The organism is Nocardiopsis sp. NPDC057823 (assembly GCF_042797335.1).
GTDB lineage: Bacteria > Actinomycetota > Actinomycetes > Streptosporangiales > Streptosporangiaceae > Nocardiopsis > Nocardiopsis changdeensis.
Map to the genome: position 1 here is coordinate 1 of NZ_JBHVLR010000037.1, position 8,439 is coordinate 8,439.

Genomic DNA, 8,439 nt, shown 5'->3' on the forward strand with positions numbered 1-8,439 from the left:
GGGTGGGAGAGTAGGTTGCCGCCACGGTTTTCTTCGGGTTGAGAGCCCCTGCCTTCGGGTGGGGGCTTTCCCTGTTTTCGGGGTGTGGGTGTGTGGGGGGTCGCGTAGCGGCCCCCCTTTTTTTTGTGTCCTGGGGCCTTTGCTGGAGGGGGTTTCCCGCCCGACCCGGGGCCCTTGGCCATAGCCGTGTCACGCCAGTGGGGTGCCCGGCCCCAGGGGGTGAAGGCCGCACGTGGTTTCCCGCCTCGGCCCGAGGGGGTTGGGGTAGGGCGGTACTCGGCTCGGGCCCCGGGGGGTGAGGCGGACTGTGAGGTTTCCAGGACGGTCACCGCCTGGGGTGGGCGGTCTGCGGGCGCTCTCTCAGAAGCGTTGTGCTCCACCGGTCACCGTTTGGGAAGGTACAGACCCGGGCCGGGCGTCGATCCGTCCCCGCGTACGAGGTCCGGCAGACCGCCGGGCGGGTGCGTTGAGTGCACGTCCGGGGTGGCGGGGGTTGGTTCAGGGGACGGGTCGGCGCCAGGCGGCACGCTCAGCCACAGGTCCAGGGAAAGAACGCTCCGACTGGAAACAGGCTGTTGCTCAGACCTCGCTTGTCACCCCAGCCGCCCGCCGTAGTAACCCCTGTCGGCATTGCCCTCCCGACCCCTCGGGGGTGAAGGCAGAGCATTCACGCGGCCCTGGCCCCAGACCGGGCACAGGACCGCGACCCTGGCCGTAGGGGGTGTGGGAAGGAAGAACCGCGACCCCCGCCATGGGGGGTTTCGCCGCCAAGACCCGCGGCCTCAGCCCCAGGCCGGGAACAGAACCGCGGCCTTGACCCCCGGGGTGCATGCCGCGAATGCCCTTCCGTGCCGTGGGTCGGGGCCGGGAGTCGGGTGCGGGCCTCACCCCCCGTAGGGCGAGGGCGGTGGTTCCTCCTTCCTGAACCCCCCTGGGGCACAGATCGGCGGCCACCTCCAGCAACACCCCCTGGGGCGGAGGTTTCCAGTTTCTCCTCCGGGCTGTGGCCGGGGTCGCGGTCATGCCTCCCCAACCCCCCTCTGGCTGATGCCACGGGAACGCGCGGCCTTCACCCCCGGGGGCGGAGGTGCGCGGTCCGGTGCCCGGGTTGTGGCCGGGGTTCCGGGTACGTGCGGCGACACCCCCTGGGGCGGGGGTCGCGATTCTTCCTTTCCACACCCCCTGGGGCTCGGGGCTGTGGGTGCGCGCGGCCTTCACCCCCACTCCCATCCGTACCGCGGTCATCCGCGGGAGTAGGCAACAGCGTGGAGCGCCTTCACCGCCGCCGGCGCCCCCAACCTTTCCAGGCGGTGCGGGTGTGCGCACCTCGCGCGGACCCGTCCCCGGAAAGCGCACCCCCACCACCCGGGACGCCCGTCCAACGCACCCCTCTGGTGGTCTGCCGGGCGCCGACTGCGCGGGGACGGATCCACGCTCCGCGACTGTACCTTCACAAGCGATCGGGCTCTTGGAAACCAGTCACCTGTGGCTGCGACCACAGACCGCCGTTCCCAGATGGCGGACAACTTGGAAACCTCCCCGTACCTCTCACCCCCTGGGGCCGGGCACCCCGCTGGCGTGACACGGTTATGGCCAAGGCTCCCGGTCGGGTGGGAAACCCCCTGCGGCGCAGGAGGCGGTCTACCTCCCGGCGGTGACTGAGCTTCCCGGTCGGGTGGAAACCCCCTGGGGCCGGGGCGCGAAGCCGCCCGCGGCCTTCACCCCCTGCGGCGGGGGCCCAGCGATGCCCTCCGGCAGTGGCTGAGGTTCCTAGTCAGGCGGGAAGCCCCCCACGGCCTTCGCCCCCTAGGGCGAAGGCCCCGCGTCGCCCTCCGGCGGGGGCTGAGGGCTCCGAGTGGGTGAGCGACCCCCGGGCCCGGGCGGGAGGCCACCTGTGGCCCCCATCCTCATGTGTCCGGGGCGGCGGGAACGCCCACCCTCGCCCTCTGGAGCCGAAGGAGATGATCCGCCCTCCGACCGTGGTTCGGCCCCCGACAGACCCACCCGCCACCCACCACAACGTTGAAAGGTACGGGTAGGCACGCGGTCGCGGGTACGGCTCAGGAGGGCGCGGGAGGGGAACAGGTGAGATCACAGGTGGTCGTGCCGGTCCGCCGGTCTCTTCTGGCGGGAGGAGATCTGGGAGACCCGTTGTGGAGAGATCTTGAGATAGCGGGCGATCTCCCGGTTGTTCAAGCCGCGTCCTTGCAGTTTGGTGACCGTGCACCCGATCTTCCGGGCCGCCTCCTGCTGCATGCGTTCGGCTTCGCGTTGGGCCTGGCGGGCCTGTGTGGAGAGCGCGTCGATCTCGGCGTCCACCCGGATGTCTTCCATGACCACGGTGAACGTGTCGTCGTCGAGGTCGAGGGCCATGACGATGTAGTCACGGGCCATCTCCTCCGCCTCGGTGAGGTGGCGGGCCTGTGTGACACCCACGCCGTCGATGTGGAGCTCCCAGCCGCGGTCCCACCGCTTGGCGTGTACCTGGTAAGTCTTCACTGGAGCCACCCCTCCGGTAGGCACTTCATGCGTTTGATCGTGTCGGCGATGACTCCTGGGGAGAGCTCACCGTGTCGGGGGATGATCGCTCGGTGCTCTCCGCACGGGCGGATCCATTTTTCGTGATTGCCTCTGCCGGAGTTCCGGGATTGTACGCACCCGTGCCTGCCGAGTGCCTGCTCGACCTGTCGCCGCTTCATCCCTTTGACCATGAGAATAAATCTAGCCCCCCTAGATATCAATGGTAAAGGGGGGCTAGATTATTGGTTCGTCCTGGTGAGACGAGGGCTGCGGCGTTCCTCGTGCATGTCGGACCGGTGGTGGGGGAGGCCCGCCGATCCGGGCCGGAGGCCTCCCCCGGGGGCTAGAAGCCGTAGTTGTACACCGACCCGCCCGGGTACACCGTCCCGACGCCGTTGCGGTACACGTAGCCGCCGTAGGCGGCGCCCTCGACGAAGGTCCAGCCGCCCAGGGTGCGGCCGTGCAGCGGCACGTACCAGCCCGCGGCGTTCGGGTCCGTGTACGCCCTCAGGCCGAAGTGGATGTGGGCGCCGGTGCTGGAGCCGCCCGCGCAGAGGCTGTTGCCCTGGGTGCCCAGGTAGTGCCCGACGCCGACGTTGTTGCCGGGCAGCCACTGGTAGTTCTCGAGGTGGTAGTAGTCCGTGGAGTACCCGTTGTCGTGGATGACGCGCGTCCACCCCGTGCACAGGCTGTACGCGTACCCGCCGCGGGCGGCGCGCGCCTGGCCGTTGCCGCCGGCGAAGTCCACGGAGCTGTACGGGTGTCCGGACCCCCAGCCGTGCGGGCCGCCGGTCATGATCATCGAGGTGCCGATGGCGAACGGCAGCCCCACACCGATGTAGGTGGCGGCCGTGACGTCCTGTTCGGGGTCGGTGGCGGCGGCGACGGCCTCGCGCTGTTCGGCGTCCAGGAGGTCGGAGCCGCCGAGGATGTCGGAGAACTCGGCGCTGCCCTCCAGCCCCACCTCCCACCCCTGGGCGGTGTGGTCGGCGGCGAACAGCCACGCCTCCGGCGCCTCCTCGGAGCCGACCGGGACGGCGACGATGGCGACGCCGAACGCGGAGCCGTCGGAGGCTTCGCGGATGTCGACGCGCACGTCCTTGTCCTGGGCGTCGAGGGCGGCGATGCCCGCGCCCTGTTCGGCCAGGACGTCGGCGACGACCGCGTCGGCGAGCGGTTCCTCGGCGCTCCCGGCGCCCCGGGCGCCCGGCAGTGCGGCGGAGACCTCGGGCTCGACGAGGATCTCGACGTTGTCGGCGGCGGCGAGTTCGGGTGCCGCGGGGGCGGGCGCGGCCTGGGCGGTGCCCGCGGTGGCGACCAGGGCGGCCGCACAGGTGAGGGCGAGGGTGGACAGGCCGAGGAAACGGGGGGTGGGGGGCGTCAACGCTTCTCCTTGTGGGGGTGAGCGAGCGGGGTTCGACGGTGGCCGGGGACGGTGTCACGGCCCCGGCCGCGCCTGTGGTCCTACCTCAGGACCGCGGCTACCGCAGAGTAACCAGACGCCCACGCGTAGACAAGGGGAGGAGCTTCGCTTTTCGAGAAGCCCGGCCCTCCAGGGCTCCGGTCACGCCCCGTGCGCCTCCAGGGACAACAGGAACCTCTTGCGCTCCAGTCCGCCCGCGTACCCCGTGAGGGTCCCGTCCGCCCCGATCACCCGGTGGCAGGGGACCACGATGCTGATGGGGTTGCGCCCGTTGGCCATGCCGACCGCGCGGGACGCGGTGGGCCGGCCCAGCTCCTGGGCCAGCTCCCCGTAGCTCGCGGTCTCGCCGTACGGGATGGTGGTCAGCGCGGTCCACACGCGCCGCTGCCACTCGGTCCCCGCGGGGGCCAGGGGCAGGTCGAACTCGGTGAGCGTGCCCGCGAAGTACGCGCGCAGCTGGTCGGCGGTGTCGGCGAGCACGCCGGTGTCCTCCCGGACCCAGTCGGCGGGCACGTGGCGGGAGCTCCCGTCCTTGGCCGGGGTGAGCACACCGCCCAGGGCCTGTCCGTCGCCGTACAGGGTCAGCTCCCCGACGGGCGAGTCCATGGTGGTGAACCGGGTCGGGCCCGGTGCCGGGTCCTTGAACACGACCGCGGCGGCGCGGGCCGGTTCCGGTACTTCGATGTCGAGGGGCAGCATGTCCATGTCCGTATCCACGTCTCTATCCACGTCGTCCACGCCCGGTTCGGTCTCCGGGTCCACGTCCGTATCCATGGCCGGCCCGATCGCCGGGGCCGTGCCCGTATCCACGCCCGCATCCATGTCCGGCTCCCTCACAGTGAGGCCCACAGCAGGTGGGTGGCGTAGGAGCGCCAGGGGCTCCACGCCTTGTCGTCGGGGTCGGGACCGGGACCGGGACCGGTGCTCCCGGTCGGCGCCCCGCCGGTGAGAGCCTTGCGCACCCCCAGGTCGGTGCCCAGGAACACGTCCGGGTCGCCCAGGCCGCGCATGCGCACGTAGGCGGCGGTCCACGGCCCGATGCCCCGCAGCTCCTGGAGGCGGCGCTCGGTGTCGTCGCGGTCGCAGCCCGGACCCAGGTCGACCCCGCCCGAGGCGAGGGCGGCGGCCAGCCCGGTGAGGGTGGCGGCGCGGGTGCGCGGCAGCGGCAGGTCCTCCGGGTCGACCGCGGCCAGCGCCGCGGGGGCGGGGAACAGGTGGGTGAGGCCGCCGGTGCGCAGCTCCGGGGCCAGGGGTTCGCCGTGCGCCAGGACCAGGCGGCCCGCGAGCGTGCGGGCGGCGGCCACGGACACCTGCTGGCCCAGTACCGCGCGCACGGCCAGTTCGGCCGGGTCCGGGTGGCCCGGGGAGCGCAGCCCCGGGAAGCGGGCGGACAGCGGGCCGAGCAGGGGGTCGCCGGCGAACGTCTCGGCGACGGCCTGCGGGTCGGCGTCCAGGTCCAGCAGGCGGCGGCAGCGGCGCACCGCCCCCATCAGGTCGCGGGTGTCGGCCAGGCGCAGGCGGCACAGCACGTGCCCGGTGCCCGCGGACAGCTCCGCGGTGGCGGGGCCGTGCGGCAGGCGCAGCGTGCGCCGGTAGACGCCGCCGTGGAACTCCTCGACGCCCGGGACGGCTCGGGCGCCGAGGAAGGCGAGGGTGCGGTCGAGGTCGAACGGCGCCCGGTAGGCCAGGCGCAGCGTGATCGTGTCCGAGCCCGGGCGCACGGCGCGCCCGCGCATCTCCGTGGGCGCCCGGTCGAACATCGCGCGCATGGTCTCGTTGAACTGCCGCACGCTGGAGAACCCGGCGGCGAACGCGATGTCGGTCATCGGCATGTCCGTGGTCTCCACCAGTGTGCGCGCCGTGCGCGCCCGCTCGGTGCGGGCCAGCGCCAACGGCCCGGCGCCGAGTTCGGCGGTGAGCAGCCGGTTGAGCTGGCGTTCGCTGTAGCCGACCGAGGACGCGACCTCGCTCACGCCGCCGCGGTCGACGGCGCCGTCCTGGATGAGCCGCATGGCGCGGCCCACCACGTCGGCGCGGATGTTCCACTCGGGCGAGCCGGGGGTGAGCTCGGGGCGGCACCGCTTGCAGGCGCGGAAGCCCGCCTCCTGGGCGGCGGCGGCCGTCGGGTAGAAGTCGACGTTCTGCCTCTTGGGGGTGCGCGCCGGGCAACTGGGACGGCAGTAGACACCGGTGGTGCGCACCGCTGTGTAGAACATCCCGTCGAACCGGGAGTCCCTGCCGTGTACGGCGCGGTAGCGCTGCTCATCGTCCATCACGGGATCCATACTTGCCGATCCCGGGGACCCGGACCGGCGGTTTTCGGACATCATGGTCAGGCCCTCCCGGAGCCCCCGACCCGCCCGGCCGTTCTGGCCTTTCCGGCGCTCCCGGCCCGCCGTACCGACGCCCCCCCGAACCGCGCCCGCGCCCTCACACCCCCGCGCTCAGGCCTCCTCCGAATGCTCCCTGAGGTACTCGATGTACACGGGGCGCAGGGCCTCCTGGACCTTGGGGTCGTTCTCGGCGGACAGTGCCTCGTACACGAACCCGGAGAGCTGGGCGACACTCGCCTCGCTGGCCTCCCGGTTGCCGGCGATCGCCTCGGCGGCGGGGATCAGCCCCAGGAGTTTCCAGAAGAAGCGCAGGTCCCACTTCTTGCGCGCCAGTTCGACGGCGCGCTCGCGCAGTTCGTCGGTGCCGAGCGAGTCGAGTTCCTGTTGCTGTGCCATGTTCCGGACGATACCCGTCCCCGCGCCCCGTCACCTCTAGTGACCTGGGTTACTCTTCAGGGCATCGGATTGTTTCGCAGCGTTCTCGCACAAGGGCCCTCACAAGGGGCCGTGAGGGGTTGGACCATGGCAGGTGCAGCACGGGTCGTCGTCGCCAAACCGGGGCTCGACGGACACGACCGTGGAGTGAAGATCGTCGCCCGCGTGCTGCGCGACGCCGGTGTCGAGGTCATCTACACGGGGCTGCGCCAGACGCCCGAGATGATCGTGGCGACCGCCCTGCAGGAGGACGCGGACGCGATCGGGCTGTCGGTGCTCTCGGGCGCCCACATGACGATGTTCTCCCGCGTGCTGGAGCTGCTCAAGGAGAACGACGCGGAGGACATCCGGGTGTTCGGCGGCGGGATCATCCCCGACGAGGACATCGCCGAGCTGGAGCGCCTGGGGGTCGCGAAGATCTTCACACCGGGCGCGCCCACGGCGGAGATCGCGGAGTGGGTCAAGGAGAACGTGCGGCCCGCGCACGCCGCCTGAACCGTGACGTGTCATGTCGTGTCGCCGCGGCGTGACATCGCGACGTGACGTTGGTCGCATGCCCATAACGTGGGGATCCGGGACTTTCGTCTCGTTCACAGTGTTATAGGCCGTGGCGCTCGTCACAGATTTTCCCATCGGGGGGCTTTCGAGAGCCGCCTGCGCCGCGATCACCGGTGCGGGCGGCGCAGCCAACGCGCCCCCGGTGTCCGGCGGCCGGATTTCAGGCGACTAAGCTTTGCGCATGTCGCGGGTGGCTAAAGACGCCGCGGCGATCTCGATCCCTGTAGTCGGCTCGACCCCCGTTCGGGGCATCCGCGTCGTGTGACACGCGGTGGTGAGCCGGATCCGGACCAGGCCACCCCGGTAGACATCCTGAGCCAGCGAGTTACAAGGACGGACCCTCGTGGACCTGTTCGAATACCAGGCGAAGCAACTCTTCGCAGAGTACGGAATTCCCGTACCCCAGGGGAAGGTGGCGAGCACGGCCGCCGAGGCGCGTGCCATCGCCGACGAGTTCGCCGCCGCGGGCAAGCCCCGCGTCGTCGTCAAGGCCCAGGTCAAGACCGGTGGCCGCGGTAAGGCCGGCGGCGTCAAGGTCGCCGAGGGCCCCGAGGACGCCCAGGCCAAGGCCGAGCAGATCCTCGGCATGGACATCAAGGGCCACACGGTCCACCGTGTCCTGGTCGAAGAGGCCTCCGACATCGCGGAGGAGTACTACTTCTCCTTCCTGCTGGACCGGGCCAACCGCAACTTCCTCTCGATCTGCTCCGCCGAGGGCGGCATGGAGATCGAGGAGGTCGCCGAGACCAACCCCGACGCCGTCGCCAAGATCGCGATCGACCCGCTGACCGGTGCCCCCGAGGCCGTCGCCGCGGAGATCGCCAAGGCCGGCCGCCTCCCCGAGGCCGCCGCCGCGGGCGCCGCCGAGATCATCGCCAAGCTGTGGAAGGCCTTCGTCGGCAAGGACGCCACGCTCGTCGAGGTCAACCCGCTCATCCTCACCAAGGACGGCCGCGTCGTCGCCCTGGACGGCAAGGTCACCCTGGACGAGAACGCCGAGTTCCGCCAGGACCTGGAGAGCCTCGCCGTTCCCGAGGAGGGTGACCCGCTGGAGGTCGCCGCCAAGGAGAAGAACCTCAACTACGTCAAGCTGGACGGTGAGGTCGGCATCATCGGTAACGGTGCGGGCCTGGTCATGTCCACCCTGGACGTGGTCGCCTACGCCGGCGA

General features: G+C 71.3%; 8 protein-coding genes. 2 read left to right on the top strand and 6 right to left on the bottom strand.

Annotated elements, in window-relative coordinates:
* Positions 1 to 2,091: 2,091 nt before the first annotated feature.
* The 6 genes from ACFVNO_RS30915 to ACFVNO_RS30940 form a co-directional block, all read right to left on the bottom strand.
* Positions 2,092 to 2,499 (bottom strand): hypothetical protein, encoded by a 408-nt coding sequence (locus ACFVNO_RS30915; protein ID WP_378897997.1) that lies wholly within the window; start codon positions 2,497 to 2,499, stop codon positions 2,092 to 2,094.
* A complete protein-coding gene (locus tag ACFVNO_RS30920; protein ID WP_355270099.1) occupies positions 2,496 to 2,711 on the bottom strand; it encodes a type II toxin-antitoxin system HicA family toxin in 216 nt (71 codons plus the stop codon). The genes ACFVNO_RS30915 and ACFVNO_RS30920 overlap by 4 nt, the downstream gene beginning before the upstream one ends.
* A 152-nt stretch (positions 2,712 to 2,863) precedes the next feature.
* Positions 2,864 to 3,904 (bottom strand): peptidoglycan DD-metalloendopeptidase family protein, encoded by a 1,041-nt coding sequence (locus ACFVNO_RS30925; protein ID WP_355270100.1) that lies wholly within the window; start codon positions 3,902 to 3,904, stop codon positions 2,864 to 2,866.
* Between the two features lie 180 nt (positions 3,905 to 4,084).
* Positions 4,085 to 4,648 (bottom strand): methylated-DNA--[protein]-cysteine S-methyltransferase, encoded by a 564-nt coding sequence (locus tag ACFVNO_RS30930; RefSeq protein WP_355270101.1) that lies wholly within the window; start codon positions 4,646 to 4,648, stop codon positions 4,085 to 4,087.
* Positions 4,649 to 4,776: 128 nt separating this feature from the next.
* On the bottom strand, positions 4,777 to 6,216 hold the full coding sequence (locus ACFVNO_RS30935; RefSeq protein ID WP_378898001.1) for an AlkA N-terminal domain-containing protein: 1,440 nt from the start codon (positions 6,214 to 6,216) through the stop codon (positions 4,777 to 4,779).
* Between the two features lie 171 nt (positions 6,217 to 6,387).
* The gene (locus ACFVNO_RS30940) at positions 6,388 to 6,672 is read right to left on the bottom strand and encodes a hypothetical protein (RefSeq protein WP_220563281.1); all 285 of its coding nucleotides are present in this window, start codon (positions 6,670 to 6,672) and stop codon (positions 6,388 to 6,390) included.
* Positions 6,673 to 6,798: 126 nt separating this feature from the next.
* Here ACFVNO_RS30940 and ACFVNO_RS30945 point away from each other — a divergent pair, with 126 nt between their 5' ends.
* Together ACFVNO_RS30945 and ACFVNO_RS30950 are read left to right on the top strand one after the other, a co-directional pair.
* Complete coding sequence (locus ACFVNO_RS30945; protein ID WP_220563280.1) at positions 6,799 to 7,206, top strand: cobalamin B12-binding domain-containing protein; 408 nt, start codon at positions 6,799 to 6,801, stop codon at positions 7,204 to 7,206.
* Positions 7,207 to 7,612: 406 nt separating this feature from the next.
* The coding region (locus ACFVNO_RS30950; RefSeq protein ID WP_355270103.1) for an ATP-grasp domain-containing protein at positions 7,613 to 8,439 on the top strand (827 nt) is incomplete at its 3' end.